Origin of the sequence: Youhaiella tibetensis, from assembly GCF_008000755.1 — a bacterium.
Classification (GTDB): Bacteria; Pseudomonadota; Alphaproteobacteria; order Rhizobiales; family Devosiaceae; genus Paradevosia; species Paradevosia tibetensis.
On record NZ_CP041690.1, the window covers coordinates 4,115,141 to 4,132,917 of the forward strand.

Genomic DNA, 17,777 nt, shown 5'->3' on the forward strand with positions numbered 1-17,777 from the left:
ATGGCCAAAGACATCAAGAAAGTCGTGCTCGCCTATTCGGGGGGCCTGGATACCTCGATCATCCTCAAGTGGCTGCAGGAGACCTATAATTGCGAGGTGGTGACCTTCACCGCCGATCTCGGCCAGGGCGAGGAACTCGAGCCGGCCCGCAAGAAGGCCGAAATGTTCGGCATCAAGGACATCCGCATCGAGGACCTGCGCGAGGAATTCGTGCGCGACTTCGTCTTCCCGATGTTCCGCGCCAACACGGTCTATGAAGGCCAGTACATGCTCGGCACCTCGATCGCCCGCCCGCTCATCGCCAAGCGCCTGGTCGAGATCGCCCAGGAAACCGGCGCCGACGCCATTTCCCACGGCGCCACCGGCAAGGGCAACGACCAGGTGCGGTTCGAATTGACCGCCAACGCGCTCGATCCCTCCATCCAGGTCATTGCGCCCTGGCGCGAATGGGACCTGCGCAGCCGCACCGCGCTCCTCAGCTATGCCGAGAAGAACCAGATCCCCATCGCCAAGGACAAGCGCGGCGAGGCCCCGTTCTCGGTGGATGCCAACCTGCTCCATACCTCCTCGGAGGGCATGGTGCTCGAGGATCCGGCCGTGCCGGCGCCCGACTACGTGGCCCAGCGCACCGTCGATCCGGAAAAGGCCCCCAACGAGCCCGAGATCATCACCATCGGCTACGAGAAGGGCGACCCGGTCTCGGTCAATGGCGAAAAGCTCTCGCCCGCAGCGCTCCTCACCAGGCTCAACGAACTGGGCGGCAAGCATGGCGTGGGCCGTCTCGACCTCGTCGAGAACCGCTTCGTGGGCATGAAGTCGCGTGGCCTTTACGAAACCCCGGGCGGGACCATCATGCTGGTGGCGCACCGCGGCATCGAATCCATCACGCTCGACCGCGGCGAAGCCCATCTTAAGGATGAGCTGATGCCGAAATATGCCGAGCTCATCTACAACGGCTTCTGGTTCGCCCCCGAGCGCGAAATGCTCCAGGCGGCCATCGACCACACGCAGCGCTATGTGAGCGGCGAAGTGACGGTCAAGCTCTACAAGGGCTCGGCCACCGTCATCGCCCGTACCTCGCCCTATTCGCTCTATTCGATGGACCTGGTGACCTTCGAGGAAGGCGCTGTGGCCTACGACCACAAGGACGCCGCCGGCTTCATCCGCCTCAACGGCTTGCGGCTCAAGACCTACGCCGCCCGCAACAAGAAGGCCGGCAAGTAAAGCCTGTCACAATCGGCTAAAGGCCCGCCCCCTGAGGCGGGCCTTTTTTCCCGACCGATTTAACCGCCCGCATCCGGTTAAGTACCCATTAATCCGAAGAGGATTAGCGTGCTCGGATATTTGGAGAAATTCTTACATCAAGGGTGGACGCATGCAGGCGGGTTTGGGGGACCAGCAGGCAGACGAAGCCGGTGAGCTGCTGCTCAACGCGGCGCTCGAGAGCATTCCTTACGGCTTTTGCGTATGGAGTCCGAAGTTCCGCCTCGTCATGTGGAACCGGCACTATCTGGATATCTACAACTTTCCGTCCAGGAGCATCCGCAAGGGCATGACGCTCGAGGAGGTCGTCGAGCTTTCGTCCCAGATGGGCAACCATCCGGACCAGACGGTTTCCGAATTCTACGAAGCCTATACCCATCAGCTGCTGGCCAATCGCGGCGGGGCGCGCGCCAAGGAGCGCGAGGTGCTGGCCGGCGACCGCACCATCGAGAGCGCCCATGTCTATGCGCCGGGCCTGGGTTGGGTGGTGACCCACGAGGACGTGACCGAGGAAATCGCCGAGAGCGAGATCATCCAGCGCCGCAAGCACGAGCTCGAGCGTCAGAACATTCGCCTGGAAGCTGCGGTCAACAACATCTCCCAGGGCCTTTGCATGTACGACGCCAAGGGGCGCCTGGTCATCTGCAACGAGCCCTATCAGCGCATCTACAACCTGCCCGAGGACTATCTGGCGCCCGGCACCCAGCTCGAGGCCATCCTGGGCTGGCTGTTCGACCAGGGCATGAGCTCGAACGAGAACCGCGAGGACTATATCCGCTGGCGGCGCGAGGTCATCGCCAATGGCGAATACGGCAAGAACACCCACGAGCTCAACGGGCGCACCATCATGATGCAGCACCATCCCATGAAGGATGGCGGCTGGGTGTCGACCCACGAGGACATTACCGAGCAGCGCCAGCACGAGGCCCGCATCCGGCACCTGGCGCGCCATGACGGCCTGACGGACCTGCCCAACCGCATCCAGTTCCTGGAGGAAATGGCCCAGCTCGAAACCGGCCTCAAGCGCGGCGAGCAGGCAGCGGTTCTCTGCATCGACCTCGACCACTTCAAGGCGGTCAACGACACCCTGGGCCACGCCATCGGCGACGAGGTGCTAAAGCAGGTGTCCGCCCGCCTCTGGGGCACGACCCGCGAGACCGATATCCTGGCACGCCTGGGCGGGGACGAGTTCTCGCTCCTGCTCCGGCCCGTCGAGCACCCGGCCGACGCCGCCAAGGTGGCCGAGCGCATCGTCAAGGCCATCGCCGCGCCCTTCCAGATCCAGGGCCATCATATTCTCATCGGCGCCAGCGTCGGCATCGCCATGGCGCCGAGCGACGGCAAGGCCACCGACACGCTCATGAAGAACGCCGACCTCGCCTGCTACAAGGCCAAGAGCGAAGGCCGCTCGGCCTTCCACTTCTTCGAGGCCGGCATGGATGCCGACCTCCAGAAGCGGCGGGTCATCGAGCAGGGACTGCGCCTGGCCATTTCGCGCGACGAGCTGCGTCTGGTCTTCCAGCCCCTGGTTGGCCTCGAGGAGAACCGGGTCACCTGCTTTGAGGCGCTGCTGCGCTGGGACCATGCCGAGATGGGCACGGTCTCGCCTGCCGAGTTCATCCCCATCGCCGAGGAAACCGGGCTCATCGTCCAGATCGGGGAATGGGTGCTGCGCCAGGCCTGCCGCACCGCCGCCACCTGGCCGGCCGATGTGCGCGTGGCCGTCAACCTCTCGCCCATCCAGTTCAAGAACCGCAAGCTGGGCGAACTGGTGCGGGCCGTCCTGGCCGAAACCGGCCTGCCCGCCACCCGGCTCGAGCTCGAGATCACCGAGTCCCTGCTGCTGGCCGACAACGAGCAGACCCTGCAGACCCTGCACAGCCTGCGCGCCCTGGGCGTGCGCATCTCCATGGACGATTTCGGCACCGGCTACTCGTCCCTGAGCTATCTGCGCTCCTTCCCCTTCGACAAGATCAAGATCGACCGCTCCTTCATGGCCGACCTCGACAGCAAGGGCGATAGCCTGGCCATCATCAAGGCGGTGATCGGGCTGGGCCATTCGCTGGGCATGTCGACCACCGCCGAGGGCGTCGAGACCGAGGAACAGCTCCAGGCCGTGCGCGACCAGGGCTGCAACGAGGTCCAGGGGTTCCTGTTCAGCCCGCCCATCGGCGCGGACGCCGTCCACGCCCTGCTCCATCGGGAAGCTGCCCGCGCCAACCAGGTCCGCAAGGCCTCCTAAAAACGCGCGTGCAGGTCTGCCTTGCGCCGAATTGTCTTGTTTCGGACACTTCGGTGCGCTAAGGCCACCAGCGAAAAATGCGCCACTGTGTCCCGAAGGACCTTGGCGCTTTGTTGTTCCAGCACGAGCCGACCGGACGTTCCGCTTCCCGATTGGGAATCGTGCCAAGACTGGTGACCCTTTCGATGTCCCTGCGCAATATCGCCATTATCGCCCACGTCGACCATGGCAAGACCACCCTCATCGACGTGCTGCTCAAGCAGTCCGGCTCGTTCCGCGAAAACCAGCGCGTCGAAGAGCGCGCCATGGACTCCAACGACCTGGAGCGCGAGCGCGGCATTACCATCCTCGCCAAGGTGACCTCCCTCGTCTGGAAGGATACCCGCATCAATATCGTGGACACGCCCGGCCACGCCGACTTCGGCGGTGAAGTCGAGCGCATCCTCTCGATGGTGGACGGCGTGGTGATCCTGGTGGACGCGGCCGAAGGCCCCATGCCCCAGACCAAGTTCGTGCTCGGCAAGGCGCTGGCCCAGGGCCTGCGGCCCATCGTGGCGATCAACAAGATCGACCGCACCGACGAGCGGCACCTGGAAGTCCTCGAAGAAATCTTCGACCTCTTCATTGCCCTGGACGCCACCCCCGAGCAGCTCGACTTCCCGGTGCTTTACGGTTCGGGCCGCAATGGCTGGATGGCCTACGAGCCCGATGGCAAGCGCGAATCCATGGCCCCGCTCCTCGACAAGGTCGTCGAATACGTGCCCGAGCCCAAGGTGGAAGAAGGCCCTTTCCGCATGCTCGTGACCACCATCGAGCGCAACCCGTTCCTGGGCCGCGTCCTGACCGGCCGCATCACCTCGGGCACCGTCAAGGCGGGCGACCCCGTCCACACCCTCGACCGCTCGGGCAAGGAAGTGGAAAAGGGCCGCGTCTCCAAGGTCCTGGCCTTCCGCGGCCTCGAGCGCACCCCGATCGACCTGGGCGAAGCCGGCGACATCGTCGCCATTGCCGGCCTTGAGGATTCCACCGTCGCCAACACCATCTGCGCGCCGGCCGTTTCCGAGCCGCTGGTGACCAAGCCGATCGACCCGCCGACCCTGTCGGTCACCTTCCGCATCAATGACGGCCCGCTGGCCGGCCGCGAAGGCGACAAGGTGCAGTCCCGCGTCATCCGCGAGCGCCTGCTGCGCGAAGCGGAGGGCAACGTGGCCATCCGCGTCACCGAAGGCGACGACAACGATTCCTTCGACGTCGCCGGCCGCGGCGAACTCCAGCTCGCCGTGCTCATCGAGAACATGCGCCGCGAAGGGTTCGAACTCACCATCGGCCGCCCGAAGGTGGTGCTGCGCGAGGAAGACGGCGTCAAGCTCGAGCCCATCGAGGAAGTCATCATCGACGTCGATGACGAGCATTCGGGCGTCGTGGTCCAGAAGCTCACCGAGCGCAAGGGCGAGCTGGTGGACATGCGTCCGTCCGGCGTCAACCGCACGCGCCTGCGCTTCTTCGTGCCGACCCGTTCGCTCATCGGCTACCAGCCCGAACTGCTCTCGGACACCCGCGGCACGGCGATCTTCAACCGCCTCTTCCACGAATACGCCCCCTTCAAGGGCGCGCTGCCGGGCCGCCGCACGGGCGTCCTGATCTCGAACGCCACCGGCGTTTCGGTGACCTATGCGCTCTGGAACCTGGAAGACCGCGGCCCGATGATGATCGAAGGCGGCGTGGACGTCTACGAAGGCATGATCATCGGCGAGCACAACCGGGAAAACGACCTGGAAGTGAACCCGCTCAAGGGCAAGCAGCTCACCAACATCCGCACCACCTCGAAAGACGAGGCGGTCAAACTTACGACACCCAAGAAGCTCACGCTCGAACAGTCGCTCGGCTATATCGCCGACGACGAGTATGTCGAGGTCACGCCCAAGTCGATTCGGCTGCGCAAGATCGCCCTCGACCCCAATGAGCGCAAGAAGCTGATGCGCGCCAAGGCCGCCAGCTAACCAAGGGTATCAGGACGTATGAGCGATTGGATTATCGGGTTCATCACCGAGCAGGGTTATCTCGGCATCTTTCTGCTGATGGTTCTCGAAAATCTCTTCCCGCCCATCCCGTCCGAACTGATCATGCCCTTCGCCGGCTTTGCGGCGGCGGAGGGCAACCTGGGCTTCGCGGGCGTGGTGATCGCCGGCGTGCTGGGCTCGCTGGTGGGCACGCTCCCCTGGTATCTGGTGGCCCGCTGGCTGGGGCTTGAGCGCCTCAAGAAACTGGCCGACCGCTTCGGTCGCATCGCCACCATCTCGGCCGCCGACATCGACGACGCCAACCGCTGGTTCGCCCGGTATGGGCGGCTGACCGTGCTCTTCGGCCGGCTGGTCCCGGCCATTCGCACGCTGATCTCCATTCCCGCCGGCCTCGCCGCCATGCCCTTCGCCCCGTTCGTGGCCTGCACGGCCCTGGGCAGCTTCGTCTGGACCCTGTTCCTGACCGGCGCCGGCTACGTGCTCCACGAGGGCTACCACCTGGTCGAAGCCTGGGTGGATCCGGCCACGAAAGTCATCGTGGTGCTGCTGGTGGCGGTCTACCTCTATCGCTTCGTCACCTGGAAGCGTTCTGACGCCAGCTAGATTGATGCGATGGCAGATAACTACCTGATATTAAAGGGTATTTCAGCTATCGACGCTGGGTGAATCGATAAAATTTGACTCAATTTCGGGGCTTTGAATCGGTGCTGCGCGGTGGAACCGTCTGCGCGCCGCTGGATGCCCCACCCCGATCTTCCCCGGGCGGAGACCCGGGGTCCATTGCGGAAGACCGAGCAGGGGACGGAGCTAGCCCTTGAACTCGTCCTTGGCTTTGCGCAGGGCGGCGAAGACTTGCCAGGGAGCGGCGCCGACCAGGTTCGTGGCTGCCGCGAGAGCCGGCATGTCGGCGCGCAGGAAGGGGTTGGCGGCCTTTTCGTCGCCCAGCCGCGTCGGGACCGTGAAGCGGCCGGCCTGGCGCAGGGTGCGCACCTGCTCGGCCTTGAGCTTGAGATCGAGATTGTCCGGATCGACCGAGAGCGCGAAGCGCGCATTGGCCTCGCTGTATTCATGCCCGCAATAGACCAGGGTATCGTCGGGCAGCACCCGCAGGCGCTCCAGCCCCTCCCACATCGGCTCGGGCGTACCTTCGAACATGCGCCCGCATCCGAGCGAGAACAGCGCGTCCCCGGTGAAAAGATGCAGGCCCGGCCGATCGAAATAGCACACGTGCCCGAGCGTATGGCCGGGCGTGAAGATCACCTCGAACGCGGTCTTGCCCAGCATGACCGTCTCGCCCGGCTGCACCAGCACGTCGAGCCCCTCGATCTTGTCGGCCTCGGCGCGCGGCCCCGTGACGGTGACGCCGAACTCGGCCTTGAGCGCGCCGATGCCTTCCACGTGGTCGCGGTGGTGATGGGTGACCAGGATATCGGACAGCATCCAGCCGCGATGCAGCAGCGCCGTCTTGATCGCTTCGACTTCCGGGGCGTCGATGGCGGCGGTCCTGCCGGACTGGGTATCGTGGGCAAGGTAGCCGTAATTGTCGGTGCGGGCCTGGAAGACGTCGACGATCAAAGTCACGGGATGGACTCTCCGATTGTGGATGACGGGCTGGAAGTTAGGATCAGCCCACCTAGATGACAAGCATCACCGCATCACGCAAACTGGAGCCATGGCCCAGGACGTCCAACGACTCATCGACTTCTACAAGTCCCCCCTCGGGCGCATAGCCCGGGCGCTTGTGCGCGAGCAGATCATGACGCTGGCCGGCAATATCGCCGGCTCGCGCGTGCTCGGCCTCGGCTTCGCCAGCCCCTACCTGCGCTTCGCGCTCGAACCCGCCGAGCGCGTGCTGGCCTTCATGCCGGCCCGGCAGGGCGCCTCCTCCTGGCCGCGCGAGGGCCCCTCGCGCACCGTGCTCTGCGATCCGCTCGAAATGCCGCTGACGGACGCCGCCATCGACCTCACTATCGCCGTCCACGCCTTCGAGCACATTGCCGATGCTGAGGAACTGATGCGCGAGCTCTGGCGCATCTCGGCCCCCAATGCGCGCCTCATCGTGGTGGTGCCGCGCCGGCGCGGCATGTGGGCGCAGCGCGACAACACGCCCTTCGGCACCGGCAATCCGTTCTCGGGCCCGCAGCTCGAAAAGCTGCTGCGCGACCATTCCTTCACCCCCGAGGCCTGGCGCGACGCCCTGTTCCTGCCCCCGTTCCAGTCGGGCATCGTGCTCAAGTCGACCCGGCTCTTCGAGCGCTCGCTGCGTGTCTTCGGCCCGACCTTTGCCGGGGTGACGATCGTGCGGGCCCGCAAGGAAGCCTTTCCCGCCGTGCCGCGCCGCACCCGCATCGAGCGCTATATCCGCGTGCCGGACCTGGCGCCGCAGACCATCATGGAAGCCCCGCCCAGGTTCTAGAGGAAGCGGGCGCCGGGCCCGCGCGACTTTCCACTCGGCGAACCGGCTTTTCTTTGCGTTCGCGCCGACCTTTGAATATGGTCCGCCCGGTCCTGTCCACCTCGTAGATCACCCCATGTCCGCACCCGACCGCCCCGTACCCCGTCCCGGCCTGCTGACCATTGCGCCCTACGTGCCCGGCCGCTCGCAGGCGGCGCCCGGCGTCGAGCCGGTCAAGCTCTCGGCCAACGAGAGCCCCATCGGCACCAGCCCCATGGCGCTTGCCGCCTATAAGGCGGCGGTCGCCGAGGGCCTCGAGATCTATCCGGAGGGCACCTCCAGACACCTGCGCATCGCGCTGGGCGAAGTCTATGGGCTCGATCCCGACCGCATCCTCTGCGGAAACGGTTCGGACGACATCCTGCACCTCCTCGCCCAGGCCTTCCTCGGGGAAGGCGACGAGGCGGTGATGAGCAAATACGGCTTTTCGGTCTACCCCATCATCACCAGGGCCGCCGACGCCACCATCGTGATGGCCGAGGAGGAGGACTACACCGCCAGCGTCGACGCCATGCTGGCGGCGGTGACCGAGCGCACCCGGATGGTGTTCCTGGCCAACCCCAACAACCCGACCGGCACCTACCTGCCGGCGAGCGAGTTGAAGCGCCTCCATGCCGGGCTGCGCCCCGATATCCTTTTCGTGCTCGACAGCGCCTATGCCGACTTCGTCACCGCCGACGACTATACGGTGGGCGTCGACCTGGTCGACAATGCCCGGAACGTGGTGATGGTGCGCACCTTCTCCAAGATCGGGCTCGCCGCCGCCCGCGTCGGCTGGATGTACGGCCCGCGCGAGATCGTCGAGCTGGTCAACCGCATCCGCGGCCCCTTCAACCTCAACCGGCCGGCCATCTTCGCGGCGGCGGCGGCGGCGCGCGACGCCGCGTTCAACCAGCGCCTGCGCGAATACAATGCCGACTGGCGCGACTGGCTCAGCCAGAGCCTCAACTCCAACCAGATGCGCGTGCTGCCCAGCCAGGGCAATTTCATCCTCGTGCTCTTCCCCGATGCCGCCCAGGCGGCGGCGGCCTTCCAGGCGCTCTACCAGCAGGGCCTGATCGTGCGCGAGGTCGGGGAAAGCTACGGCATTCCCAACGGGCTGCGCATCAGTATCGGCCCGGAAGACGCCATGCGCCGCGTCGTGGATATCTTGAAGGAATTCGGGGGACGCCCGTAATCATGTTCGAAAAACTCGCCCTGATCGGCATCGGCCTCATCGGCTCCTCGATCGCCCGCGCCGCCCGCCAGCACAACCTGGCCAGGACCATCGCCATCTCGACCCGCAGCGCCCAGACGCTGGACGAAGCCCGGGCCCTGGGCCTGGGCGACACCTACGAGCTCGACCCCGCCAAGGCGGTGGAGGGCGCGGACCTGGTGATCCTCTGCACGCCCGTGGGCGCCTATGAGGCGGTGACGCGGGCCATCGCCGCCGCGCTCATGCCCGGGGCGATCGTCTCGGACGTCGGTTCGGTCAAGGCGCATGTGGTCAAGGTGATGAAGCCGCTGCTGCCCGCCAGCGTGCATTTCATCCCCGGCCACCCCATTGCCGGCACCGAGCATTCGGGCCCCTCGGCGGGCTTCCCCGAGCTCTTCATCAACCGCTGGTGCGTGCTGACCCCCGAGGCGGGGACCGATCCGGCGGCGATCGAGAAACTGGCCGGCTTCTGGCGCGCCATGGGCTCGAACGTGGAAGTGATGGACCCCGGCCACCACGACATGGTGCTGGCCATCACCAGCCACATTCCCCACCTGATCGCCTATAACATCGTGGGCACGGTCTCGGACCTGGAAGCCTCCACCAAGTCCGAGGTCATCAAGTTCTCCGCCTCCGGCTTCCGCGACTTCACCCGCATCGCCGCCAGCGACCCGGTGATGTGGCGCGACGTGTTCCTGACCAATCGCGATGCTGTGCTCGAAATGCTCGGGCGCTTCAACGAAGACCTCTCCTCGCTCCAGCGCGCCGTGCGCAATGGCGACGGGCCGGCGCTCGAGGCGCTCTTCACCCGCACCCGCGCCATCCGCCGCTCGATCATCAATGCCGGCCAGGAAACCGCCGCCGCCGATTTCGGGCGCCCGCACGGCACCGATACCCCCGCCCCCGCGCCCGCCGAGGCCGTGCAGCGCGACCATGGCGGTGGCGAGGACGCCTAGGCGTCTGCCACCTCTTCCCCGGCAGGACCGTCGCTCGCCCCCGGCCTTCGCCGGGGAGGATGAGATGAGAGGTGCCGTCCCCGAAGGCTCTTCAGGGCTTCCCGGCGCAGGGCGGCTCTGGCCGCGCCTGAGGGTGCCCCCACAGCGGGGCTAGAGCAGTGGCGGGATCATGCCGACGGGGATGAGGCCGACCAGTACGACACCGGCACGGATGGTGATGGTCTGGCCGTATGAGCCGTCGGGCGCCTGCTGGCCGAGCAGGATCGTGCGGATCGTCCCCGGAATGCGGTCGCCCAGGCGCTCGACGATCCCCTTGGACTGGAGCTGGACCTGTCCCTGGGCGCGCATCTGCGCATCGAGCGCCAGGTTGCCCGAAGCCTTGATGAAGGTATCGGCATCGGAAGCCTGGACGCTGACCAGCTTGAGCGTGCCGCCCGCCCCCTGCCAGCGCCGCACGATATCGGGCTCGTTGAGGGCCCGTACGTCGTCGGGCAGGCCGTTGAGCTCGGCCTCCACGCTGATCTTGCCATCGGCGATCTGCAGCCCCGGCATCACCAGGTTCTCGACCGGGGCGTAGATGGCGAGCGCCGCCAGGCCCTTTTCGGGCTCGTGCTGCTCGGGAATGTCGAGCAGGTGGAGTTCGGCCAGGCTCGCCCTGGCGATGAGTTCGTCGCTCGGCAGCGTGTTGAAGAAGGCCGGGTTCTCGACATGGACCGAGATGCGGGCAATGCGCCAGCCATCGAGGCGCGCACTGGCCTCTGCCATGGTGAAATCGAGCCGCTGCTCATTGCCGCTAAAGGCATCCTTGAGCGTGAGGGGAGCGCTGGCGAGGATCAGGGCATGGGTGGGCTGGTAGACGAGGACGCTGGCGCGCACTTCGGCGAGTTCGGCGGTGACGTCCTGCAACTGCACCGTCGCGCCCCGGCAATAGACATCCATGGCGAACGGATACCCGCCCGTCGAAAGCTCGGCGCAGGTGATTTTCGGGTTGGTTACCCCATCGGCCTCTGCGAGGTTCGCCACCTGCTTTTTGACTTCACTGGCAACGAACAGCCACGCCCCCGACCAGGCAAGGACGACCAAGGCGACGACGCAGGCAAGGATGATGATTCGCTTCATGCATTTGTTCTATCCGCCCGCCGCATGGCCGTCACGCTCGCCCGCGTGATTGATCGCAGCCGCAAACAGGTTCAGGTTATCGAGATGGACGCGCCTTACGACACGAGCACGCACTGGGTTTTCGGCTATGGCTCACTGATCTGGAATCCGGGGTTCCGGTTCGCCGGCAGCCAGATCGCGCGCCTGCGCGGCGCGCACAGGAGCCTGTGCATCTATTCCACCCACCATCGCGGCACCCCGGAACGGCCCGGGCTGGTCTTCGGGCTGGTGCATGGCGGCTCGTGCCAGGGCATGGCCTTCGAGGTGACGCACGAGGACTGGCTGGAGGTGCGCGACTACCTGCGCGCCCGCGAGCAGGTGACCAGCGTCTATCGCGAGGCCATCCGCCCCGTGCAGCTCGCCGACGGACGCTCGGTGGCGGCGCTGACCTATCTGGTCGATGAAAGCCACATGCAATATGCCGGGCGCCTTGCCGTCGAGGAACAGCTGCGCCTCGTGCGCGACAGCCACGGCTCGTCGGGCCCCAATACCGAATATGTGGTCAATACCGCCGAGCACCTGGAACGGCTGGGCATACGCGACCGCGGGCTCCTCGAACTGGCGCAGCTGCTCAAGGCCGCTGCCGCCATGGCGTAGGAAAAACCGCTCAGGCGGCCGAGAGGGTGGCCGGCTCGGCCCCCTCCAGATCCCAGATCACCGTCATGCGCGCCACTTCGTCTTCCGGCGCCTTGAGGCGGAAGACGCGATCGGCGCAATCCATGGCGAGCCGGAAGCGGGCGCGGCTCTGCTGGTCGTTGACGACATCCTCGACCGCGCCGACCCAGAGCACGAGCGTGCCGCTGGCCACCACGTAGAGATTGCCCGAGATCAGCGCGAAATTGTCGAATCGTTCGGCCACGAGGTCATAGGCGCGCCCGGACTTGCCCGTCCAATTGGCGCCTCGCGGGAAGCTGGCGACGTTACTGATCTGCTCGAGCCTCGGAACCATGGCTGCCCCCTGCATCGCGAAGAGAACAAAAATAGAACAAACCGAACGTTTGTGTCAAGGCCCGACGCGAATGTGACTACAGGTATGGTCCTGAGTCAATTTGCTGTCAATATCTAGTATCAGGCCTGACGCCCGGTCCGGACCCTCGCCGCCTCGATCCGTTCCCGCAATTGCGGGGTGACGGGGCGGCTGAGGCCCTTGTCTACTGCATCCAACGCAAGCCGGTCCGAATTGGTTTCAATGGTTTGGACGAGTTGGCTCTGAAATTGCTCGAGCGTAAGGCCGGGCTCGATCGCCGGCAGGAACTCGGCGCGGGCCGTGCCCGGCCACAGGATCAGCGAATTGCGTCCCCAGAAGAGGCCGGAATTGAGCGCCACCGGCACCACGGGCACGCCCAGTTCCACATACATGCGGGCCAGGCCCCACTTGTAGTCGGGCTCGGCCAGGGGGGCGCGCCGCGTGCCTTCGGGGAAGATGACGATGCGGCAGCCGCGGGCGATCGCGCCGCGCGCATCCTCCATCATGGCCGGGATGGCCTGCCCGCCGCGCGAGCGATCGATGGTGATGGTGTCGAGCGAGGCGGCGGCCCAGCCGAAGAACGGAATGTTCATCAGCTCCTTCTTGGCGATGAAGGCGGGGCGGACCGTATAGGGCAGGATGGCGAAGATATCCCAGTCGCTCTGGTGCTTGGCCGCAAGGATGCAGCCGCCCGGCGGAATGTTCTCGCTGCCGGCGACCTCGGTGCGGATACCGACGATCCAGCGCAGCAGGGCCTTGTTGGATTCCCCCCAATACTGGCCGATGCGCCAGTTGAGCTCGACCCGGCGGCGCGCGATGATGGCGATGGTGCCCACCACGATCGCCAGGATCACGGTCTGGCCGAGAAACAGCAGGTAGAAAAGCGCCGAACGCAGGGACTGGATGAACAAGCGAGCCTCCCGATACCGGAGCTGTCTTGTAAGGGGTGTTTGGGGCTTTGGCGAGGGATGGAGCCTCCCCCCACCCTTGTTCCCTCCCCACCAGGGGGAGGGAGACCTGCTTGCCCGATATGCCCCAAAGGCTTGGGAAGGATCGTGGGAGGGGCCCTTACGAAATCTCGGTCAGGAAGCGGCGCACGGTCATGCGCGAGGTGATGGCAGTGAGGGCGGCGATGACCGGGACCACGGCGGCGATGCCGATGATGCCGTCGATGCCCAGGGCGAAGGTGCCAAAGAAATAGCCGATCTGGGTGCCGGCGACGTCAGGCGCCACGTTGCCCACGGCCATGGCGACGAGGAAGAAGAAGACGATGGCCGCCACCCCTCCGATCACCCCGCCACGCAGGCCGATCGAGAGGAACCGCCCCTGGAACTCCCCGGCAATGAAGGCGTTCGAGGCGCCGATGAAATGCAGCACGTCCACGATCTCGCGGTTGGAAGCCATGGTGCCGCGCGTGGCGAAGATGATGGCGAGCACGGTCGCCACCACGATCAGCATCAGCACCAGGAGCCCCGAGACCACGATCGTGCCGGCCATGGTGTTGAGCTGCTGGCGCCAGGCGGCATGGGTATCAAGGCTCGCGCCCTTTACCGCCTTGAGGTCCTCGGTGAGCTTGGCGATATCGGCATCTTCGGGATCGGAGAGCTCGACGACGACGAGCCGCGGCACTTCGATGGCCGACAGATCGAGCCCGGCGCCCAGCCAGGGCTCAAGAAGCTTGAGGTTTTCCGCTTCGGTCAGCGCGCGGGCGCTGGCGACGCCGGGGGTGGCTTCGGCCAGGGCCACGGCGGTGCGCAGGTTCGATTCCATCACCTCGCCCTCGACCGGGCGAATCTGGATGGTGACTTCGCGGCCGACTTCCGCTGACCAGCCGATGGCCGATTTCTGCACCAGCACCACCCCGCCCAGCGTCACCGCCGAGAGGAACGTCATGATGGCGATGAGCAGCAGCAGCGTGCGCCCGGCGACCGAGCCTTCCGGCACGATCGAGGTGGGACGGCCGCGCCCGAGGGCGCGCACGATGGCCGGCTGCGCCTTGGGCTTTGGCGGCACGCGCTTGACCGGCGACTTCCTCGACGCGGGAGCGGACTTGACGGCCTTAGCCATGGATATTGACCCCACCGTCACGCAGCACCATGCGCGGATAGCCGAACTTGTCGAGCAGCGGCAATTCGTGGGTGGCCAGGATTATGGTGGTGCCCGAGCGGTTGAGCTCGGCGAAGAGGTGCACCAGGCGCTCCGAAAGCTCGGGATCGACATTGCCGGTCGGCTCGTCCGCCAGGAGCAGTTCGGGACGGGCGATGACGGCGCGCGCGATGGCGGCGCGCTGCTTCTCGCCGCCCGAAAGCAGGGGCGGATGGGCGCTCATGCGCTCGCCCAGCCCCACCCAGCGCAGCAGCTCTTCCACGTTCTCGCGGTAGTCGCTCTCCGGCTGGCCGAGCACGCGCAGCGGCAGGGCCACGTTCTCATAGGTGGTGAGGTGATCGAGCAGGCGGAATTCCTGGAAGACGATGCCGATATGGCGGCGCATCTGCAGCAGGCGATCCTGGTCGAGCTTGGTGACGTCCTGCCCGAACATGGTGATGCGCCCGCGCGAGGGCTTTAGCGACAGCAGCAGCAGGCGCAGGAGGGATGTCTTGCCGGAACCGGACGGTCCGGTGAGGAAGTGGAACGTACCCGGCTCGACCTTGAAGTTGAGGTCCTTCAGGACCTCCGGCCCCTGCCCGTAGCGCAGTCCCACATCGTTAAATTCGATCAATGCGCAACTCTCCGAATCAGCGCTTAGCGGCATCATAGAGCAAAAGCGCGGGAGATGCGGCGGATATGGGGTGGATCGGGGGGTTCGGCCCCCTCATCCGCCCTTCGGGCACCTTCTCCCCGACGGGGAGAAGGCGATGAGGCTCGATCCGGGGGAGCTGGTGTGGAACCGCTGCGTTCCCCACCCAAACGGCCCCGGCTCTGCGGCCGGGGGACGAAGGGGGATTAATCCCCCTTCTTGACCTTGAGCGGCCCGACCATGTTCTCGGGCTTCACTTCCGCATCGAACTCTTCCGCCGTCAGCAGGCCGAGCTCGATCGCCGATTCCTTGAGGGTGGACCCCTTCTTGTGGGCGTTCTTGGCGATCTTGGCGGCGTTGTCGTAGCCGATCTTGCGGTTGAGCGCGGTCACCAGCATCAGCGAATTGTTGAGGTGTTCGTTGATGCGCTTGCGGTCGGGCTCGATGCCGATGGCACAATTGTCGTTGAAGGACACGGCGGCGTCGGCGAGCAGGCGCACGGACTGCAGGAAGTTGTAGGCGATGACGGGCTTGAAGACGTTGAGCTCGAAATTGCCCTGGCTGGCCGCAATGCCGATGGCGGCGTCATTGCCCATGACGTGGACAGCCACCATGGTCATGGCTTCGGACTGGGTCGGGTTGACCTTGCCGGGCATGATCGAGGAGCCGGGTTCGTTCTCGGGAATGGTGAGCTCGCCCAGGCCCGAGCGCGGGCCGGAGGCCAGCCAGCGCACGTCGTTGGCGACCTTCATGAAGGCGACGGCCAGTTGCTTCAAGGCCCCCGAAGCGCCGACAAAGGCGTCGTGGCCGGCCATGATGGCGTATTTGTTGGGCCCGGTGACGAAATCGCGCCCGGTCAGGGTGGCGATCTCTTTGGCGACGGTGACGGCGTAATCCGGGTGGGCGTTAAGGCCCGTGCCGACGGCGGTGCCGCCCAAAGCCAGTTCCTTGAGCTGGGGGAGCGTCGCCTTTATGGCGGCCAGCGCATAGTCGATCTGGGCCACCCAGCCGCTCATTTCCTGGCCGAGCGTCAGGGGCGTCGCATCCTGCAGGTGCGTGCGGCCGATCTTGACGATGCCCATGAACTCTTCGCTCTTCTCGTGGAGCGTGTTCCGCAGCTTTTCGACGCGATGGATGAGGTATCCCTCGATCGCCTCGACCGCCGCGATGTGCATGGCGGTGGGATAGGTGTCGTTGGAGGACTGGCTCATATTGACGTGGTCATTGGGGTGGACGGGCTTCTTGGAGCCCATCACGCCACCGGCCATCTCAATGGCGCGGTTGGAGATCACCTCGTTGACGTTCATGTTGGACTGGGTGCCCGAGCCGGTCTGCCAGACGACGAGCGGGAAATGGTCGGCGAGCTTGCCCCCGATCACCTCGTCGGCGGCGGCGACGATGAGGTCGCGCGTGGTTTCGTCAAGGAGCCCGAGCTTGTGGTTGGCGAGCGCCGCCGCCTTCTTGAGGATACCGAAGGCGTGGATGATCTCCTTGGGCATCTTCTCCCCGCCAATGTCGAAATTGGCGAGGCTCCGGGCGGTCTGGGCGCCGTAATACTTGTCGTTCGGCACGTTGATCGTGCCCATGGAATCGCTTTCTACGCGCGTCGTCATGTTGATTGCTCCCCAGCGAAAAACGAAACGGCCAGCCCCTGGTGGGACTGGCCGTTACAAAAAGATTCAGTCCCGCTTGCGCAAGGAGCTTACTTCTTGGCCTCAAGGATCTGCCGGCCGCGATACATGCCGGTCTTGAGGTCGACGTGATGCGGACGGCGCAGCTCGCCGGAATCCTTGTCCTCGACATAAGCCGTTGCGGACAGGCCGTCGGCCGAGCGGCGGAAGCCACGCTTCATCGGCGAGGTCTTGCGTTTTGGCACTGCCATGGTCGTTACTCCACCAGAAATTGAAAAGGACCCGGCCGGACTGCCGCCCGGGGGCGCAACAGGCTGGTCCTGTATTGGATTGGCCGGTTCTATATAGACTCTTTGTGCCCTTGGCTAGACCCAAAAAGCCCCCGCAAAGCGGCTATTTGAGGCAGTCTGTGCGGCTGCCCGCCAGGCGTGCGCGGCTCTCGACCACCTGGGCGACCTTGAGCAGTTGCGCGGAGGGACTGCCCGGCTTGCGCAGGCGCGGATTGGGCAGCGCCACTGCCATCAGCGAGGCCTCGTGCCAATCCAGGTCCGCCGCGCTCTTGCCGAGCGCCCGCTGCGTTCCGGCCTCGATGCCGAACTCGCCCACCGGCCCCCACTGGGCTATGTTGAGGTAGATCTCCATGATGCGCTTCTTGGGCAGCACCAGGTCGATATAGAGCGCCAGGGGAATTTCGAGCCCCTTGCGAATGAACGAGCGGTTGTTCCAGAGGAAGAGATTGCGCGCCACCTGCATGGTGATGGTGGAGGCCCCGCGCGGCTCGCCCCCTTCCCGCCAGATGCGGAATTCGTCACGCAGCGCCCCCACGTCGATCCCCCAGTGGCGGCAGAACTGGCCGTCCTCGCTCATCATCACCGAAGCCTTGGCGGGGAGCGAGATGGCATCGATCGGCATCCAGATGCGGTCGACCGGGTGGCCGGTGAAGTAGCGCCGGATCATGGGCAGCGACATCGGATCGACCACGCCATAGACCGGCACCATGACCAGCGGCACCAGCACCGGCAGCGCGATCACCAGGCCCAGCACCCAGAGCACGACGCGGCGCCAGCGGCGTCTGGGACGCGCCGGTTCTTCGGGACCAGCCGGAACCTCGGCGGTTTCTTCCATGCCTAACCCTTCGCGTCCGCACTGGAC

General features: G+C 65.6%; 17 protein-coding genes. 8 read left to right on the forward strand and 9 right to left on the reverse strand.

The window, feature by feature from the left end; all coding sequences use genetic code 11:
- The 4 genes from FNA67_RS20205 (at position 1) to FNA67_RS20220 (ending at position 6,129) form a co-directional block, all read left to right on the forward strand.
- The gene (locus tag FNA67_RS20205; protein WP_147657923.1) at positions 1 to 1,224 is read left to right on the forward strand and encodes an argininosuccinate synthase; all 1,224 of its coding nucleotides are present in this window, start codon (positions 1 to 3) and stop codon (positions 1,222 to 1,224) included.
- A gap of 151 nt (positions 1,225 to 1,375) precedes the next feature.
- Complete coding sequence (locus tag FNA67_RS20210) at positions 1,376 to 3,505, forward strand: EAL domain-containing protein (RefSeq protein ID WP_053168083.1); 2,130 nt, start codon at positions 1,376 to 1,378, stop codon at positions 3,503 to 3,505.
- 185 nt (positions 3,506 to 3,690) lie between these two features.
- On the forward strand, positions 3,691 to 5,505 hold the full coding sequence (gene typA / locus FNA67_RS20215) for a translational GTPase TypA (RefSeq protein ID WP_049706870.1): 1,815 nt from the start codon (positions 3,691 to 3,693) through the stop codon (positions 5,503 to 5,505).
- An 18-nt stretch (positions 5,506 to 5,523) separates the two neighbouring features.
- On the forward strand, positions 5,524 to 6,129 hold the full coding sequence (locus FNA67_RS20220; protein WP_147657924.1) for a DedA family protein: 606 nt from the start codon (positions 5,524 to 5,526) through the stop codon (positions 6,127 to 6,129).
- Positions 6,130 to 6,333: 204 nt separating this feature from the next.
- Here FNA67_RS20220 and gloB read toward each other — a convergent pair whose 3' ends face one another.
- A complete protein-coding gene (gene gloB, locus FNA67_RS20225) occupies positions 6,334 to 7,107 on the reverse strand; it encodes a hydroxyacylglutathione hydrolase (RefSeq protein ID WP_147657926.1) in 774 nt (257 codons plus the stop codon).
- A gap of 91 nt (positions 7,108 to 7,198) precedes the next feature.
- Between gloB and FNA67_RS20230 the strand changes: the two genes are divergently transcribed.
- From FNA67_RS20230 to FNA67_RS20240, 3 genes are all read left to right on the forward strand, one after another.
- The gene (locus FNA67_RS20230; RefSeq protein WP_049706873.1) at positions 7,199 to 7,942 is read left to right on the forward strand and encodes a class I SAM-dependent methyltransferase; all 744 of its coding nucleotides are present in this window, start codon (positions 7,199 to 7,201) and stop codon (positions 7,940 to 7,942) included.
- A gap of 115 nt (positions 7,943 to 8,057) precedes the next feature.
- The gene (gene hisC, locus FNA67_RS20235) at positions 8,058 to 9,158 is read left to right on the forward strand and encodes a histidinol-phosphate transaminase (protein ID WP_147657928.1); all 1,101 of its coding nucleotides are present in this window, start codon (positions 8,058 to 8,060) and stop codon (positions 9,156 to 9,158) included.
- 2 nt (positions 9,159 to 9,160) lie between these two features.
- Positions 9,161 to 10,132 carry a prephenate/arogenate dehydrogenase family protein gene (locus FNA67_RS20240; RefSeq protein WP_147657931.1) on the forward strand — a complete coding sequence of 324 codons (972 nt, stop codon included), beginning with the start codon at positions 9,161 to 9,163 and terminating at the stop codon, positions 10,130 to 10,132.
- A 150-nt stretch (positions 10,133 to 10,282) separates the two neighbouring features.
- Here FNA67_RS20240 and FNA67_RS20245 read toward each other — a convergent pair whose 3' ends face one another.
- Positions 10,283 to 11,251, reverse strand: a complete 969-nt coding sequence (locus FNA67_RS20245; RefSeq protein ID WP_049706876.1) for a DUF2125 domain-containing protein — start codon at positions 11,249 to 11,251, stop codon at positions 10,283 to 10,285.
- Between the two features lie 84 nt (positions 11,252 to 11,335).
- Between FNA67_RS20245 and FNA67_RS20250 the strand changes: the two genes are divergently transcribed.
- Positions 11,336 to 11,887 (forward strand): gamma-glutamylcyclotransferase, encoded by a 552-nt coding sequence (locus FNA67_RS20250; RefSeq protein WP_147658264.1) that lies wholly within the window; start codon positions 11,336 to 11,338, stop codon positions 11,885 to 11,887.
- 10 nt (positions 11,888 to 11,897) lie between these two features.
- On the opposite strand, the gene FNA67_RS20255 is transcribed toward FNA67_RS20250, so the two are convergent.
- The 7 genes from FNA67_RS20255 to FNA67_RS20285 form a co-directional block, all read right to left on the reverse strand.
- Positions 11,898 to 12,239 (reverse strand): hypothetical protein, encoded by a 342-nt coding sequence (locus FNA67_RS20255; protein WP_049706877.1) that lies wholly within the window; start codon positions 12,237 to 12,239, stop codon positions 11,898 to 11,900.
- A 119-nt stretch (positions 12,240 to 12,358) separates the two neighbouring features.
- The gene (locus tag FNA67_RS20260; RefSeq protein WP_147657933.1) at positions 12,359 to 13,168 is read right to left on the reverse strand and encodes a lysophospholipid acyltransferase family protein; all 810 of its coding nucleotides are present in this window, start codon (positions 13,166 to 13,168) and stop codon (positions 12,359 to 12,361) included.
- 157 nt (positions 13,169 to 13,325) lie between these two features.
- Positions 13,326 to 14,324 carry a cell division protein FtsX gene (locus FNA67_RS20265; protein ID WP_244616409.1) on the reverse strand — a complete coding sequence of 333 codons (999 nt, stop codon included), beginning with the start codon at positions 14,322 to 14,324 and terminating at the stop codon, positions 13,326 to 13,328.
- Entirely contained in the window at positions 14,317 to 14,976 is a 660-nt protein-coding gene (gene ftsE / locus FNA67_RS20270; protein ID WP_049706879.1) for a cell division ATP-binding protein FtsE, read from the reverse strand. Before ftsE ends, FNA67_RS20265 begins: the two co-directional genes overlap by 8 nt.
- Before the next feature lie 224 nt (positions 14,977 to 15,200).
- The gene (fumC, locus tag FNA67_RS20275) at positions 15,201 to 16,607 is read right to left on the reverse strand and encodes a class II fumarate hydratase (RefSeq protein ID WP_147657935.1); all 1,407 of its coding nucleotides are present in this window, start codon (positions 16,605 to 16,607) and stop codon (positions 15,201 to 15,203) included.
- Between the two features lie 89 nt (positions 16,608 to 16,696).
- Positions 16,697 to 16,876: a 50S ribosomal protein L32 gene (rpmF, locus tag FNA67_RS20280; protein ID WP_049706881.1), complete on the reverse strand. Its 180-nt coding sequence runs from the start codon at positions 16,874 to 16,876 to the stop codon at positions 16,697 to 16,699.
- Between the two features lie 142 nt (positions 16,877 to 17,018).
- On the reverse strand, positions 17,019 to 17,750 hold the full coding sequence (locus tag FNA67_RS20285; RefSeq protein WP_147657937.1) for a biosynthetic peptidoglycan transglycosylase: 732 nt from the start codon (positions 17,748 to 17,750) through the stop codon (positions 17,019 to 17,021).
- Positions 17,751 to 17,777: the final 27 nt, after the last annotated feature.